The 13,652-nt window shown below is 41.6% G+C and carries 18 protein-coding genes; 2 read left to right on the top strand and 16 right to left on the bottom strand.

Annotated elements, in window-relative coordinates; all coding sequences use genetic code 11:
- Position 1: 1 nt before the first annotated feature.
- From A0O21_RS01360 to A0O21_RS01330, 7 genes are all read right to left on the bottom strand, one after another.
- Positions 2-394, bottom strand: coding sequence for a DUF1310 family protein (locus tag A0O21_RS01360; RefSeq protein ID WP_067060312.1), 393 nt, complete (start codon positions 392-394; stop codon positions 2-4).
- Between the two features lie 166 nt (positions 395-560).
- Positions 561-749, bottom strand: a complete 189-nt coding sequence (locus A0O21_RS01355) for a hypothetical protein (RefSeq protein WP_067060310.1) — start codon at positions 747-749, stop codon at positions 561-563.
- Positions 750-1,139 (bottom strand): DUF1310 family protein, encoded by a 390-nt coding sequence (locus A0O21_RS01350; protein ID WP_067060308.1) that lies wholly within the window; start codon positions 1,137-1,139, stop codon positions 750-752.
- A 73-nt stretch (positions 1,140-1,212) separates the two neighbouring features.
- Positions 1,213-1,599 (bottom strand): DUF1310 family protein, encoded by a 387-nt coding sequence (locus A0O21_RS01345; protein ID WP_067060307.1) that lies wholly within the window; start codon positions 1,597-1,599, stop codon positions 1,213-1,215.
- 44 nt (positions 1,600-1,643) lie between these two features.
- On the bottom strand, positions 1,644-2,042 hold the full coding sequence (locus A0O21_RS01340; RefSeq protein ID WP_067060305.1) for a DUF1310 family protein: 399 nt from the start codon (positions 2,040-2,042) through the stop codon (positions 1,644-1,646).
- Between the two features lie 84 nt (positions 2,043-2,126).
- Positions 2,127-2,519: a DUF1310 family protein gene (locus A0O21_RS01335; RefSeq protein WP_067060303.1), complete on the bottom strand. Its 393-nt coding sequence runs from the start codon at positions 2,517-2,519 to the stop codon at positions 2,127-2,129.
- Between the two features lie 61 nt (positions 2,520-2,580).
- Entirely contained in the window at positions 2,581-2,985 is a 405-nt protein-coding gene (locus A0O21_RS01330) for a DUF1310 family protein (RefSeq protein WP_067060301.1), read from the bottom strand.
- Between the two features lie 447 nt (positions 2,986-3,432).
- On the opposite strand from A0O21_RS01330, the gene A0O21_RS01325 reads away from it, so the two are divergent.
- The gene (locus A0O21_RS01325) at positions 3,433-3,903 is read left to right on the top strand and encodes a hypothetical protein (protein WP_067060298.1); all 471 of its coding nucleotides are present in this window, start codon (positions 3,433-3,435) and stop codon (positions 3,901-3,903) included.
- Positions 3,904-3,996: 93 nt separating this feature from the next.
- On the opposite strand, the gene A0O21_RS01320 is transcribed toward A0O21_RS01325, so the two are convergent.
- Complete coding sequence (locus tag A0O21_RS01320; RefSeq protein ID WP_067060297.1) at positions 3,997-4,848, bottom strand: DegV family protein; 852 nt, start codon at positions 4,846-4,848, stop codon at positions 3,997-3,999.
- Positions 4,849-4,988: 140 nt separating this feature from the next.
- Here A0O21_RS01320 and A0O21_RS01315 point away from each other — a divergent pair, with 140 nt between their 5' ends.
- The gene (locus A0O21_RS01315) at positions 4,989-5,549 is read left to right on the top strand and encodes a TetR/AcrR family transcriptional regulator (RefSeq protein ID WP_067060295.1); all 561 of its coding nucleotides are present in this window, start codon (positions 4,989-4,991) and stop codon (positions 5,547-5,549) included.
- Positions 5,550-5,623: 74 nt separating this feature from the next.
- Here A0O21_RS01315 and A0O21_RS01310 read toward each other — a convergent pair whose 3' ends face one another.
- From A0O21_RS01310 to lacA, 8 genes are all read right to left on the bottom strand, one after another.
- The gene (locus A0O21_RS01310) at positions 5,624-6,436 is read right to left on the bottom strand and encodes a Cof-type HAD-IIB family hydrolase (protein WP_067060293.1); all 813 of its coding nucleotides are present in this window, start codon (positions 6,434-6,436) and stop codon (positions 5,624-5,626) included.
- 694 nt (positions 6,437-7,130) lie between these two features.
- Positions 7,131-8,534, bottom strand: a complete 1,404-nt coding sequence (gene lacG / locus A0O21_RS01305) for a 6-phospho-beta-galactosidase (RefSeq protein ID WP_067060291.1) — start codon at positions 8,532-8,534, stop codon at positions 7,131-7,133.
- 24 nt (positions 8,535-8,558) lie between these two features.
- On the bottom strand, positions 8,559-10,271 hold the full coding sequence (locus tag A0O21_RS01300; protein WP_067060289.1) for a lactose-specific PTS transporter subunit EIIC: 1,713 nt from the start codon (positions 10,269-10,271) through the stop codon (positions 8,559-8,561).
- Between the two features lie 2 nt (positions 10,272-10,273).
- Positions 10,274-10,588, bottom strand: a complete 315-nt coding sequence (locus A0O21_RS01295; RefSeq protein ID WP_067060288.1) for a PTS lactose/cellobiose transporter subunit IIA — start codon at positions 10,586-10,588, stop codon at positions 10,274-10,276.
- Between the two features lie 18 nt (positions 10,589-10,606).
- A complete protein-coding gene (lacD, locus tag A0O21_RS01290) occupies positions 10,607-11,584 on the bottom strand; it encodes a tagatose-bisphosphate aldolase (protein ID WP_067060287.1) in 978 nt (325 codons plus the stop codon).
- A 2-nt stretch (positions 11,585-11,586) separates the two neighbouring features.
- A complete protein-coding gene (locus A0O21_RS01285) occupies positions 11,587-12,519 on the bottom strand; it encodes a tagatose-6-phosphate kinase (protein ID WP_067060285.1) in 933 nt (310 codons plus the stop codon).
- A gap of 14 nt (positions 12,520-12,533) precedes the next feature.
- Positions 12,534-13,049: a galactose-6-phosphate isomerase subunit LacB gene (gene lacB, locus A0O21_RS01280; RefSeq protein WP_067060283.1), complete on the bottom strand. Its 516-nt coding sequence runs from the start codon at positions 13,047-13,049 to the stop codon at positions 12,534-12,536.
- Positions 13,050-13,064: 15 nt separating this feature from the next.
- Positions 13,065-13,490: a galactose-6-phosphate isomerase subunit LacA gene (lacA, locus tag A0O21_RS01275; protein WP_067060281.1), complete on the bottom strand. Its 426-nt coding sequence runs from the start codon at positions 13,488-13,490 to the stop codon at positions 13,065-13,067.
- Between the last annotated feature and the right edge of the window lie 162 nt (positions 13,491-13,652).

The following is a 13,652-nucleotide window of genomic DNA, read 5'->3' as shown; positions in this document are numbered from 1 at the left end:
ATCACCTATTTTCTTCCAGCATATCATCTAACTTGGCGGACACAATATAATAAGCCGAGTGGTAAGTACCATCTCCATTATCCATTAAATTAAAGCTAATAAAGGCAGACTTATTCTGATTGACAGTTACTCTGACCATCAAGCCGCCCATTGGATTGTAATCTAAACTGTCTTCATCAATTTCATAAGATTGTATGATTCCATCGCTTTTAAAGGCGGAAGGATCTTCCCTCCTAAACTTAGCTACATAAACCTTTCTGGCTTCCTTGCTAGTCGCTATCTCAATCATTTTTTGTTTTTCTTGGTGCTGGTGCACAGCAAAACCTCCTAATCCTATACCGATAAGAGCTGCGATACTGAACAGTATGCGCTTAATTTTCTTTTTCCTAGGCATTATCTGCCTCCTTTAACAAAGATACAAAGGCCGTGAAAAACGCAAAGAGAAAATAGGAAGCCGGCGCTAGGTTGCCAAACTTTAGACGGCTTATCTTTGTCCCGCAGCGCTTAGGCCGTGTTCACTTTATGCTATCAGGTAAAGCAACTTCTGTTATTCCCTTACATTATAGCATAAACTGTTCTGTTTTAAAACACCGTATCGGATTTCCAGCACTATTTTCATTGTCATAAACTTTGGAGACATAGCCCAGAGCCTTTCCATCTGGTCTCCAAGCTATTCTACCTTCTTTCAAATCTTCATACTCTGTCATTGCTATCTGCAAGCTTTCTTCATTGATGTATTTTTTTACCACTTATTTTCCCTCTGTCTTGTCTACCAAACTGGGAGAATCAACATAATAGGCTGAACTATAAGTCCCGTCTTCATTCTCTATCAGATTAAAATTGATAAATAGATTTTCATCATTGTTAATAATAATTTTCACCATCAAGCCACCCATGGGATTATACTGCAGACTTTCTTTACTAATTTGATAAGAGCTAATAAAACTTTTAGCTGTCAAAGCCTTTTCGTCTAAATATTTTAGATAATCTTCATAAACTTTTTTGGCCTCTTCACTGGTCGCTATTTCAATCATCTTTTGCTTTTCTTGCTGCTGATACACATCAAAAGCTCCTAGGCCTATACCGATAAGGACAGCTATACCAACCAGCAGCCGCTTTAATTTCTTTTTCCTAGGCATAAACCAGCCTCCTTCATAGCTGTTTGAAGCTTTTCTTCATTAACCTGTTCCTCTTCCGCCATTTTTTATTCTCCTAATACCCAAGTAAATCTCCCAGTTTTGAAGATATCCCAAAATAAGCCGAGTGGTAGGTACCATCTCCATTATCCATTAAATTAAAGTTAATGTAGGCTGCTTTATCATGATTGACAGTTACTCTGACCATCAAGCCGCCCATAGGATTGTAAGCTAAGCTGTCCTCATCAATTTCATAAGATTGTATGATGCCATCGCTTTTAAAGGCGAAAGGATCTTCTCTCCTAAACTTAGCTACATAAACCTTCCTAGCTTCCTCACTGGTCGCTATTTCAATCATTTTTTGTTTTTCTTGCTGCTGGTGCACAGCAAAACCTCCTAGGCCTATGCCGATAAGGACAGCGATACCAGTCAGCAGCCGCTTTAGCTTCTCTCTCCTAGCCATAAGCTGGCCTCCTTCATAGCTGTTTAAAATTTTTCTAACGTTTTTTAGTCATTCACCTGCTCTTCTAGTAATGAAGAAAGCTTAGGGGAAAGTGTATAACCGTAAGAACTGTAGCTACCATCATCATTCTTTACTAATCCAAAATGAAAATCTAACTCTTTATCATTATTAAAATAAATTCTGACCATCAAACCTCCCATTGGATTGTATTCGAGTGTTTTGGTATCAATTTCATAAGACTTAATAATGCCGTCTTCAGTCAGCGCATTGGGGTCATTAGCTTTCATATGCTTCTCATAAACCTTCCTAGCTTCCTCACTGGTCGCTATTTCAATCATTTTTTGTTTTTCTTGCTGCTGGTGCACAGCAAAACCTCCTAGGCCTATGCCGATAAGGACAGCAATACCAATCAGCAGCCGCTTAATTTTCTTTTTCCTAGGCATTATCTCCCCCCTTTAACCAAGATACAAAGCCCGTTAAGAAATCCGTATGAAAAAATCTTTTTTCATTAACATATTTTGCTGCCACTAGTTATTCTCTTCTAATAAATCATTAAGCTCGGGTGAGTAAGTGTAGAATGCTGAATGGTAACTACCATCCCCATTATCTATCAAATTAAAATCAACATTTAAACTCTGTTTTTTATTCAAAACAATTCTTACCATCAATCCACCCATGGGATTATATTCTAAACTACTCTCATCAATCTCATAAGATTGTATTATTCCTTTAGAAGTAAAAGCAGCTTGGTCTTTATTTTTTAGATAATCTTCATAAACTTTGCGAGCTTCCTTACTGGTTGCTATTTCAATCATTTTTTGTTTTTCTTGCTGCTGATACACAGCAAAACCTCCTAATCCTATACCGATAAGAGCCGCGATACTGAACAGTAGGCGCTTAACTTTCTTTTTCCTGGGCATAAATCGGCCTCCTTCATAGTTATTTGAAGTTTTTCTTCATTTATATACTTTGTTGCCAACTTTAATCACTCTTTCCGTAATATTTTTCTTGCGTCTGCCAAAACTTTGGCGAACTTGTATAGTATGCCGAACTATAAGTACCATCTCCATTATCCATCAAATTAAACCCCACATCCATTTCTTCATCTCCATTGATAATTACTGTAACCATTAAACCTCCCATTGGATTATAATCTAAAGACTCTTTATCCACCTTATAGGAGTATATAAAACCTTTAGCAGTAAATGCTTGCGGATCTTCATTTTTTAAATAATCCTCATAAACCTTTCTGGCTTCCTTGCTGGTTGCTATCTCAATCATCTTTTGCTTTTCTTGCTGCTGGTGCACAGCAAAACCTCCTAGTCCTATGCCGATAAGGACAGCAATACCAATCAGCAGCCGCTTAATTTTCTTTTTCCTAGGCATTTATCTGCCTCCTTTAACAAAGATACAAAGGCCGTTTAAAAATCTGTATGAAACAGGAAAGTAGGATTTTAGACCGTATTCGATTGATGCTGCAATGCAAGGCAACATCTGTTATTGCCTTACATTATAGCATAAACCGTTTTGTTTTAAAACACGGCATCTACTGTCCCGGACCCATTCTCTTGGTATAGCCGGCTATAGTAAATTGTAAGCGGGCAATACAAACAGCCCCAAAGTTTCAGCATTCATTAAAAATTTTCTAATATACAAAGACAGCGTCATTATTGTTTTAAAGTGTCTTTTTATAATCGTGACTGGTTAACATTATTTTAGAATCTCTGTAATTTCCCATGATTTTATCGCATTTTAGGCCTAAAATGGTTTTATTTTTTCGCCTTTCACGTTATAATGAAACTAGCTATTTCATTTAAGATTAAAGGAAGCCACATGAAAAATAATAAAAGCGAAGTGATTTATTTGATTCTGAGTATCATTACGATTGCTTTAGCAGGGGGGATCTACCTTGTTTTTGGCAATAACAGCAGCACCAATCAGGCGAATTTTACCAGTCAAGATACAAAAATGGCAGCAGAAAAAAAGGCGGAAAAACTGGTCAGCCGGCTCGAAGATAAACAAACTCAGGAAGATTTGGAAGCTGCTCAGAAAGCGGTAGACAAGGTTGAGGAAGAAAAAACAAAGGCTTCACTGCAGAAACGCATTGAGGCGGTTGAGACCGAACTCAGTGCTCAGGAAGGAGCTGAAAAGGCTGTTGCGGCAGCTGAAGCCAACCAGACCCTGGAAAATCTGCACGCTGCACAGGATGCTGTCAATATTGTCTCCAATCCTGAGCGGAAAGCCGCCCTGCAAAAACGTATCGAAGCTGTCTCTGCTGCTCTTGCGGCTATTGGTCTGAATTGATGGCTGCTGCAAAGAATCAATAGAAAAACCAGACCCTGCCCGTAAGCATTTTACTTACGGGCAGGGTCTGGTTTTATTGTCAGCAGAACAGCCTTATGACGGAGCGGTTTCATAGCCGACCAGAATTCCTCCTTCTTCAGCATAGAAGCTGCACAGGCCGGATGCCGGCTGGCTCTGCAGCTCAGCCTCGGGAAAGCGGCTGTGGATTTTTTCACTGATCTGACGGCAGATTTTCTCATTACGGGCATGGGCAATCAGAACCCGCCCGCCATCATAGCCGGATTTCAGCATTTCTTCAACAACAGCCTCAGCTGATTTTTTCTGGCCTCTGGCCTTCTGCAGAAGTTCAAGCTTGCCTTCTTCGCTGGCTCTGCCAACCATCCGAATATTGAGAAAACCGATGACTTTGCCGACCAGCTTATTCAGACGGCCATTTTTCACTAAGTTATCCACTTTGGCTAAGACAAAGATTAGACGGGTTCTAACCTGATAGGCGGTAATTTGTTCAACAACTTCGTCAAAAGAAAGCCCTTGATTAATCAGACGGTTCAACTCTAAGATGATTAAATCCATCTCTCCTCCGGCTGAAAGCGAGTCAATCACATGGATATTGGCCTGAGGATTCTGTTCTAAAAGAAGTTCCTTGGCCAGCTGGGCACTGTTTTGACTGCCGGACAGAGAGCCCGTAATCGTAATCGCAATCACATTGTCTGCTCCGGAATAAGCCTGCAGGAAAGCATCGGGGCTGGGACAGGAAGAAGTAGCAGAACTTGGTGTGGCATACATCTTTGCCATCATCTCATCAATATTCAGTCCTTCATCATCTTTAAACACTTCTGAGCCAATTTGAATAGTCAGCGGTACGCACTCAAACTCAGTATCCGCTGCCAGTTGATCAATAGTTTTAAAATCACAGCCAGAGTCAGCTACAATTTTCCAAGACATAAGCATGCTCCTTTTACTGATTTTTTAATTTTTATCTCTTTTTATTTGACAAAAAGAGCTCCTTTACATAAAATTATATCATCGACTAGTTCATAATGATTAAAAATACTGTCAGCTGTAACAGTTAGAAAGGTTTTGTCATGACTGAACGTAAAATCTCAGCTAATTCCTTAAAAAATCTCAGTCAGTTCAATCAGGAAAACAGATATTTGACGCGTGAAGCTATTGAAACCGCCCTTTTATTTTTTATGGAAACCAAGGAGCTGTCTCAGATTACTGTTTCAGAATTGGTGAAAAAAGCAGGAGTTTCCCGCAATGCCTTTTACCGCAATTACAAGTCTAAGGAAGATATTCTTGAAGACATCCTAGTGCAGGTAGTCCGCAGGGCAGCGCGCGGTCTTAAGGCATTTGACCTTAAAACGCAGGGGCATCAGGTCTGGCTTTTTCTGCTTCAGGAAGCCAAAAAAGAGGCTCATATTCTGGGGCTGATTTTTAAACAGGGCTGCGAAGAACTTCTGAGTAAAATTGTAGCCAAACGCCTTAAGGGCTACCAACGGTTTAAACGAACCGGTCCTTTTGTAGCTTATACGATTTCTTTTTGGAGCAGTGCTATTATCTCTGTTCTCAAACACTGGATTGCAGACAATATGACCGTCTCTGAAGAAGATTTAGCAGCTGTTAACTTGCCTTTTCTTCCTTAAAGAGGTATAAGGCCTATCATTAAAAAATCTCTTGTATTCTTCCTGTCAGGAAAGAGGCAAGAGATTTTTAATAATTACGACAAAACATGCTTAAAGATGGCTTTTGCCACCCCAGCCTTATCATTGCTGTCAGTTAGATAGCGGCTGTGCTCTTTAACCAGCCTGCTGGCATTGTCCATAGCGACACTGACTCCGGCAAAGCGCAGCATTTCTAAATCGTTAGGGGCATCGCCAAGCGCCATGACTTCTTCAGGACGGAAGCCCAAATTTTGGCTCAGTTTCCGAAGTGCTTTCCCTTTTGTAACGCCCATAGGCATGGCTTCAAAGATATAATCCTGACTGCGCACAGCACTAAATAAGCGGCTCAGTTTTTGAGCTTCTGCTCTTTGAAATGCATCTAGCTGTCTTTTTTCTCCCATATACATGGCCTGAAAAATGATTTCAGAGCTCTTTTTAACCTTATCTAAACTGGCTGCCTGTGCTGTAGCAAAGACCAAACCGGCATCGTACTGTACAAGCTCAGGTACTGTTTCTCCGACAGCATAGTAGTTTTGCTGACCGGTCAAAGTCAGGCAGACTTCAGGAAAATCCTGAACGGCCTGACTCAAAGTATTCAGCTCTTGATAAGACAGAGCAGCATAATCGATCAAATCCCAATTTTTAGTTTGATAGACAGAACAGCCATTGTTCATGATAACATACTCATTATCCGACAGTCCCAGTTTATTAAAATAAGGCTCAACCCCTGATTTAGGCCGGCCGGTACACAAGACAATCTTAACCCCCGCCTGAGCTGCTCTTTGAAGAGCCAAAATATTCTCAGCAGGCAGCTCTCTGTTAGAATCCAGCAGGGTACCGTCCATATCAATTGCAATCAGTTTAATCATTTTCTCCCACCATAAACGTTATTTCCTCTGCAGCCTTCCGGCAGTTTGGTTTGCTGCCAATTTTTTTGTTCTCACTTTTCGTATTATAGCACATATCAGTGCAAAGAAAAAGTGACTGAGAAATCAAATATCCTGCTAGAGGGCTTTTATCTTTATCAGTTTGGCTGATAAGCTAAAAATTCAGTTAGGCTTAAGCCCTCAGTCTTCTTTTTGCTAAAAGAAAGCATCTAAGGCCGCCATCCTTAGATGCTTTTTAAGTAAAACAGCCTGTACTGCTGCTTTTTTCCTTTATCAGTACCGCCTGCTTAGAGAGTTAAAAAACTACCAGTAAAAATAAAATCATAACTGTTTTTAGTGAAGGACAGGAAAGATGGAAAAGAATAACCAACCGGTTTTATATTTCTTTAGTCATTCAAGACAACTCTACTTATAAATATTGGAGATTCATGGCTAAAAATTTAGGAGGTCTGACCATATTTTTCAAGTATCAGAGTGTGATGCCCTGTTATGACTGCAAAACCGGGTGACTGATAAAGGAAGGGCTTCAAAAACTTTTATTTTTCCGCCTCTTTGGCAGCAGATCACAGGCTGTAAATAACAAAGAGCTCCCCAAGAGTGCCGGCTGCTGAGAAAACATCTATTTGAGGCAGTCCTGTTCCCTTTTCTCAAAACAGTTTTCTACATGGCAGTCAGTCTATTCAATCACGCGCCTCTGTGCCAAATCCCTGTACCAGTAGGCACTCTTTTTGGGGTAGCGTTCTTGTGTTTCGAAATCAACATAGAAAAGGCCGTAACGTTTTTCGTAACCGTTTGACCACGAGAAAACATCCATCAGCGACCAAATAAAGTAGCCCTTCACGTTGGCACCGTCATGTATAGCATCGCTAACAGCTGACAAATGCTGTTTGACATAATCGATGCGGGCGTCATCATAAACGGTGCCGTTGACAAACTCATCTTTATAGCCCAGCCCATTTTCTGTAATGTAAATTTTCTTATAATTTGGATAATCCTGCTTTATCCGCATAATTTGGTCATACAGGCCCTGCGGGTAAATCAGCCAGTCCCAGTCAGTCCGCGGAATGTCAACATCAAACTCCCGCCGGCCGACACCTTTAATCTGATATTTTGAACCGCCTTTGTCCCCGGTCGCATTGTGCGTAATCTCAGTTTCGCCGTCAAAGGCCCGCATCCAATCACTCATATAGTAGTTGATGCCCAAAAAATCATTCAGATCTTTAGCAGCCTTAAGTACTGCAAAATCTTCGTCCTGTAAGTCCAGTTTGCCGCCATTAACTGATAGGATATGAAGAACACCTTCTATCGTTTTTTTAGAGTAATCGCCCAGATAAGTCGCATCTAAGATAAATTTATTGTGGATAATATCTTCCAGTTCAGCTGCCCTGACATCAGCTGGATCAGCTGGATTGTAAGGGTATTTTGTCGGCAGAGCATGGACAACACCGATCTCACCAGAATAACCGCTGTCTTTGAATAATTTGACCGCACGGGCATGAGCGACCATCATATTATGATGAGACTGAAAGAGTTTGGCAAAATCATACTGAATCCCCGGCGGAAATTTCCCCACAAGATACTGTCCATCACCAATAGGTCCGATTTCATTGAAAGTCGTCCAATAATTAACTTCAGAAAATTCCTTGAAACAAAAGGCTGCATAATCGACAAAATGGTCAATATTTTCCCTATTTAGAAAATCTCCTTTTGAATGCAGACTTTCCGGTGTATCAAAATGATGCAAAGTAACAAAAGGTTCAACATGTCGTTTATGGCATTCCGCAAAAAGCTTATGGTAAAAATCCACTCCTTTTTGATTAACTTCACCAAAGCCAGTCGGGAAAATGCGCGACCAGGCAATGGATATGCGAATGCCGTTGACGCCAAATTCCTGAGCCAGCTGCAGATCGAGCGGATACTTATGGTAAAAATCACTGGCAGGTTCAGCCGTATACCAGTAATTTTCTTCTAAGAAAGTATCCCAGGCGACACGGCCTTTCCCATCTTCATGAGTAGCCCCTTCTGCCTGATAAGCTGCTGTTGCTCCGCCAAAAATAAAGTCTTCCGGTAATCTTTTCATTTGCAATGACCTCACTCCAATAGCCTAGTTCTTGAACTGTTCTTCCACAAAAGCCAGTGCCCCCTGCCCATCACGAGTCAGGCTGATATACTGAGCTCCTTGTGTTTTCGCTAATTTAATACCGAGTTTGTCTGTCTCAAGTTTCATATCTTCATAGTTAGAGGCAACCTGCGGTGCTAAAATTACCAGCTGGTATTCCGGCAGAATTTCCCGGTGGGCGCCATAACTTCCTGCGGCTGCCTTAAGGGGAACACCATGTTCAGCTGCAGCCTTATTCAGAGCATTGGCTAAAAGGCCGCTGGTGCCGCCGCCGGCACATAATACTAAAACATTGGTTTGCTTTGCAATCTGGCTGCTTGAATCTATCTTTTCTTCACTGACACCAGCTTTTTCCAGCAGATTTTCTGCCTTTTGTGTATCAAAATTCGCAGCAACTTTTTCCTTAAGCTGTGCAGCTGCATCTGTCCCCGCCGCTTCTTCTGCCAAAATTTCTTCATCATAGACCTTAACAAAAGGATAGTAAATAATCAGATCCACTACAATCAGTAAAGCAGCTAGAACAAACGATAAACCTGCAAAACCTGTTCCCATGACAATCCCTAAAGGTCCTGGCGTGGTCCAAGGGAGATTGGCAAAGAAGCTGTTCATTCCCAGCGTATCCACAAAGAATTTAAAAATCCAAACATTGACAATCGGTGCAGCAATGAAAGGAATGAAAAAGACCGGATTCAGGACAATAGGCGCTCCAAACAGAATCGGTTCATTAACCCCAAAGAAAGTCGGTACAACGGAAGCGCGTCCGATTGCTCTGTTGCGTTTGGACTTGCAGAGCCACATAAACATAAAGGGAACGACCAAGGTTGCACCTGTTCCTCCCATGGTGACTATAAACATCTGTGTGCCTGATGTGATGACCTTATCGGCATGCTGACCGGCCTGTACCAGCTGCATATTGAGCTCCACATTGGAATATGTGATGGCAGCAATTGCCGGCTCAACAATTGACGGCCCATGAATCCCGACGAACCAAAACAGAGCATAAGCACCAAAAATAAGCGTAATCCCTAAATAGCCGTCTGCAGCTGAGAATAAAGGAGCCAGCAAGGTCCCAATCGACTCAGCTACATTAACGCCGACAAGCTTTTGAACTATGAGCTGGATTCCATAGAGAATAATAATGGAAAAGGCAAAGGGAAAAATATCTTTAAAAACTTGGGAGATATTAGGCGGCACCTCACTTGGCATAGGAATTGTCACATTATTTTTGACACAGAAACGGTAAACATTGACAGTAATAAAAGCTGCGATAAAGGCTGTCAAAAGTCCCTTGGTCCCCATAAATGAGCTCAAAAAGCCGCCTTCCTCAGCCGGATCAGCCGCCATAAGCAGGAAACCAGCCATAGAGGCTAACATAGTTGATAAATAGTTGATTTGATTGGTCGATTCCATCGTTCGATTGACGGAGTCGGTCAGGGATTTTGCTGTTGTACCGGCAACTAAAAAACCGATAATTCCCATCGTGTAATTATAAGGCGTCATTAAAAGACTTTCCATGTCTGATGACCACGTAAAGCCAAAAATGTTAGGAACATAGGCAATTAAAAGGAAAATACTGGAAAATAAAATGACCGGCATGGCAGAGATAAAGCCATCACGAATAGCCCTTAAGTAAATATTGCGTGAAATTTTTTCGAAAAACGGCTTTCCTTTTTCAATTTGAGCAATTAAAGCATTCATGATTAACTCCCTCTTTTATATAATGCAATGAAATGTTCCATCAAATCTTTCAATAAGACCGTTGTCATTAAATGATCCTGCCCATGCATCAAGGTAACACTGAGTTCAATATCCGAACCTTGAGCTTCCTTGGTTAAAAGTTCTGTCTGGGCCTTATGAGCATCGACAATACACTGATTGGCCTGCTCAATCAGTTCTTGAGCTGCCTCAAACTCCTTGTTTTCTGCCTTTGTCAGTGCCTCTAACAGTTTGGATCGGGCATCTCCGGCATAAGCCACAATTTCAAAACCTAATAATGTTGTCTCTTCTCTGTTCATTATCTTTCCTCCGCTGCTTCAGAGCTTATCAGTCCAAGGCACTGCTGTCTGTGACAGAACGCTGTTTAATTCATCAATCTGTTTAAAACCTGTCGTCCGCAGCCACTCCCTCGCTGCTTCTGCTCCTTTTTCAATATAAACAGGAACCGAACCGGCCCATGTCGCTCTTCCGCAAAGAACGCCGTTAAACCGAGCCCCGGCTTTTTGTGCAAAAATCAGTGTTTCTTGGAACAGTTTACTACTGACACCGGCACTTAGATAGATATAAGGCAGATGTGTCGCAGCCTCTTGTTCTCTAAAATAAGCTGCTGCCTGTTCCTGACTGTAAACAGTTTCGCCTTCTGCAAAGCCTTCAACATAAGCCATATTGACTGGTACTTCAACCTTGAGAACATCAACATTGAAGCGTCCTTTCGAAAAGACTTTCATCGCTTCAATGACTTTTTTCGGCTTCACTTTGGCAAATGCGGCACTGCTGTTATCAGCAATTTTTTCATCATAGGTCAGAATCTCCAAAAAGAATGGAATGTCCTCTGCTAAGCATTCTGAACCGATTCGCTCAATATAAGCCTGTTTCTGCTGGTTGATATCAGAATCCCCGTCAGTATCATAGTAGAGCAAGAATTTCACTGCATCCGCCCCTGCTTCTTTTAAACGCTTTGCTGACCATTCAGGCAGACAATCCGGCAGACGGCTTGTCGTACTGGCATCATAACCTGTTTTTTCATAAGCAAGGAGAAGGCCAGCCTGCCGGTCGCGCAGCTGACTTGCCTCAAGACCGTATTCAGGATCCAACAAAATCGAAGAAGCATAGGGCGTTAATTCTTCTGAAACCAAAGATTTCAGCTCTTCCATCTGCTGCCTTTGCGGTACTTCTTCTTGAAACTGGGCCATCATTTTACGCAAAGCGCCGCGCTGATCAAAAGCCAAGGCAGAAATAATGCCTTTACGGCTGAGTTTTTCTAATGATTGTCGTTTTTGTTCTGTAAATCCCATTTTTATACCTCTTCTACATGAACTTGTTTAAATAATTTCTCATAGTCAGCCAGATTAACATGGCCTGTCATTTTTTCCTGTGCATTCAGCATTCCTAAGACATTGGCTTTTTTTAAGAGCTCCGTATCAGAAAGTCCGTGCAAAAGACTTGATGCAATGCCTGCCACCGTTGAATCCCCTGAGCCTACCGGATTAGCAACCTTAATTTCAGGGATTCTGACACGGTAAAAGGTCTCATTATGTTTGGCAAAGGCACCTTCGGCTCCCAGAGAAACAATCACCCAGCTGATGCCTTCAAACATAGGCTGAGAAAGTAAGGCTTTCAGGGACTGATTATCAGCTGCAGCAGATTCCCCCGTAAGCTGACTTAACTCTTCTAAATTAGGTTTAATAACAAAAGGCTTAGCTGAATTTTTCAGCACTTCCAGCAATGGATCGCCTGAACAGTCCAAAATAATTTTCTTCTGATAAGCATCAGCCAGACGAATCAGCTCTGCATAATAATCAGAAGCGAGCCCATCCGGCAGACTTCCCGAAATAGCAATCACTTCAAAAGGCCGAATCAGACGTTCAAAATGCGAAAGGAAGCTTTCAGCCTCGGCAGGGGTGATTTTTGGCCCCTTCTCTAAAATTTCAGTTTGCTGCCCTTTATGCAGGATAGCAATACAATTTCTGGTTTCCCCGCGGATAGGGAAAAAATGGTGATGGATAGCCGCGTCTGATAATTTTTCCTGCAGATAGAGACCGGTTTTCCCGCCAATCAGGCCAGTTGCCATAACATCTTCGCCGAGTTCGGCCAGTACACGGGTAACATTCAGGCCTTTCCCTCCCGGAGTTTTAGTTACTTCAGCTGCTCTGTTGACAGTATCAAGCGACAAGCGGGGCAGGGAATAAGAAATATCGATAGCAGGATTCATCGTTACAGTTAGAACCATTTTTTCCTTCCTTTTCAATCGTGATATTCGCCGCGATCCCATTTTTCTAAAAACTCATCAAAAAAATGAGGATTTTGCTGGTCAGCATTCAGACTTTCCAGCTGAGCGATTTTTTCAATCCATTTTTTATTTTCTGGTTTTTCTTTATATTTAGCTTCAATAAAAGCAGCGATAATATCGCACATCAAAAGCTCACCGGTAATTTTTCCGCCAAAACCAATAACATTAGCATTCAGCTCTTCTTTAGCATAAAGAGCTGTTGTCATGTCACGAACTAAGGCTGCCCGGACACCGGGAACCTTGTTAACAGCGTTCGTAATACCGACACCAGTCCCGCAGATACAAACACCTAAATCAGCCTCTCCTTTTACTACAGCTTCCCCCACTTTTTTACCAAAAATCGGATAATGAGTCCGCGTATGATCGTAAGTCCCGCAGTCAAGGACCTCATAACCTTTAGTTTTTAAAAAATCTGAGACAGCAATTTTCTCATCTGTTACAATGTGGTCACATCCAAGAGCGATTTTCATTTTTTCTCCTCATTTCTAGCACATCTTATTTAGCATATCGACACGAATTTGGTGACGCCCCCCGTCATAGCGTCCTCCTGCAAAAGCTGTCGCTATATTTTTGGCCAGCTGATCACCGACAATCTCTGCTCCTATTGTAATCATGCGGGCATTATTATGACCCCGTGTCATATAAGCTGAACGCTCATCTGAGACCTCTGCGGCAATCATACCTTTTATTTTAGTGGCTACCATGAAACTGCCAGCGCCGTAAGCATCTATCATGATACCCAGATTTTCTGTATCCTTGCCCAGCTGAGCTGCTACGGTCAGTGTATTGTCAATGAAATCTTTTGTATCATCGCCGACATCTATCACCTCATAGCCTGCTGCCAAAAGATGAGCCTTTAAAACATCTTTAAGCCTCTTCCCTTGGGCATCTGCACCAATAACAATCGCCATTTCAAGCCTCCTTTTATTGACTGCTGCCTTTATCAAAGACAGATAATGTTTATTTTTGTTTGTTTACCTTTCTAATAATAACATGTAATAAAACAAGTGTCAACGTTTTTATGTTTATTTTAGAACATTATTGTAATTTTGTTTTAAATAAACTGTTTTTTT

Origin of the sequence: Streptococcus pantholopis (genome assembly GCF_001642085.1) — a bacterium.
GTDB lineage: Bacteria > Bacillota > Bacilli > Lactobacillales > Streptococcaceae > Streptococcus > Streptococcus pantholopis.
This window is presented reverse-complemented; position numbering and strand designations above follow the sequence as displayed.

What these genes read in the sequence shown, in the direction of transcription:
- A0O21_RS01360 (WP_067060312.1), bottom strand. Translation starts at nt 394, where the DNA reads ATGCCTAGGAAAAAGAAAATTAAGCGCATACTGTTCAGTATCGCAGCT.
- A0O21_RS01350 (WP_067060308.1), bottom strand. Translation starts at nt 1,139, where the DNA reads ATGCCTAGGAAAAAGAAATTAAAGCGGCTGCTGGTTGGTATAGCTGTC.
- A0O21_RS01345 (WP_067060307.1), bottom strand. Translation starts at nt 1,599, where the DNA reads ATGGCTAGGAGAGAGAAGCTAAAGCGGCTGCTGACTGGTATCGCTGTC.
- A0O21_RS01340 (WP_067060305.1), bottom strand. Translation starts at nt 2,042, where the DNA reads ATGCCTAGGAAAAAGAAAATTAAGCGGCTGCTGATTGGTATTGCTGTC.
- A0O21_RS01335 (WP_067060303.1), bottom strand. Translation starts at nt 2,519, where the DNA reads ATGCCCAGGAAAAAGAAAGTTAAGCGCCTACTGTTCAGTATCGCGGCT.
- A0O21_RS01330 (WP_067060301.1), bottom strand. Translation starts at nt 2,985, where the DNA reads ATGCCTAGGAAAAAGAAAATTAAGCGGCTGCTGATTGGTATTGCTGTC.
- A0O21_RS01325 (WP_067060298.1), top strand. Translation starts at nt 3,433, where the DNA reads ATGAAAAATAATAAAAGCGAAGTGATTTATTTGATTCTGAGTATCATT.
- A0O21_RS01320 (WP_067060297.1), bottom strand. Translation starts at nt 4,848, where the DNA reads ATGTCTTGGAAAATTGTAGCTGACTCTGGCTGTGATTTTAAAACTATT.
- A0O21_RS01315 (WP_067060295.1), top strand. Translation starts at nt 4,989, where the DNA reads ATGACTGAACGTAAAATCTCAGCTAATTCCTTAAAAAATCTCAGTCAG.
- A0O21_RS01310 (WP_067060293.1), bottom strand. Translation starts at nt 6,436, where the DNA reads ATGATTAAACTGATTGCAATTGATATGGACGGTACCCTGCTGGATTCT.
- lacG (WP_067060291.1), bottom strand. Translation starts at nt 8,534, where the DNA reads ATGAAAAGATTACCGGAAGACTTTATTTTTGGCGGAGCAACAGCAGCT.
- A0O21_RS01300 (WP_067060289.1), bottom strand. Translation starts at nt 10,271, where the DNA reads ATGAATGCTTTAATTGCTCAAATTGAAAAAGGAAAGCCGTTTTTCGAA.
- A0O21_RS01295 (WP_067060288.1), bottom strand. Translation starts at nt 10,588, where the DNA reads ATGAACAGAGAAGAGACAACATTATTAGGTTTTGAAATTGTGGCTTAT.
- lacD (WP_067060287.1), bottom strand. Translation starts at nt 11,584, where the DNA reads ATGGGATTTACAGAACAAAAACGACAATCATTAGAAAAACTCAGCCGT.
- A0O21_RS01285 (WP_067060285.1), bottom strand. Translation starts at nt 12,519, where the DNA reads ATGGTTCTAACTGTAACGATGAATCCTGCTATCGATATTTCTTATTCC.
- lacB (WP_067060283.1), bottom strand. Translation starts at nt 13,049, where the DNA reads ATGAAAATCGCTCTTGGATGTGACCACATTGTAACAGATGAGAAAATT.
- lacA (WP_067060281.1), bottom strand. Translation starts at nt 13,490, where the DNA reads ATGGCGATTGTTATTGGTGCAGATGCCCAAGGGAAGAGGCTTAAAGAT.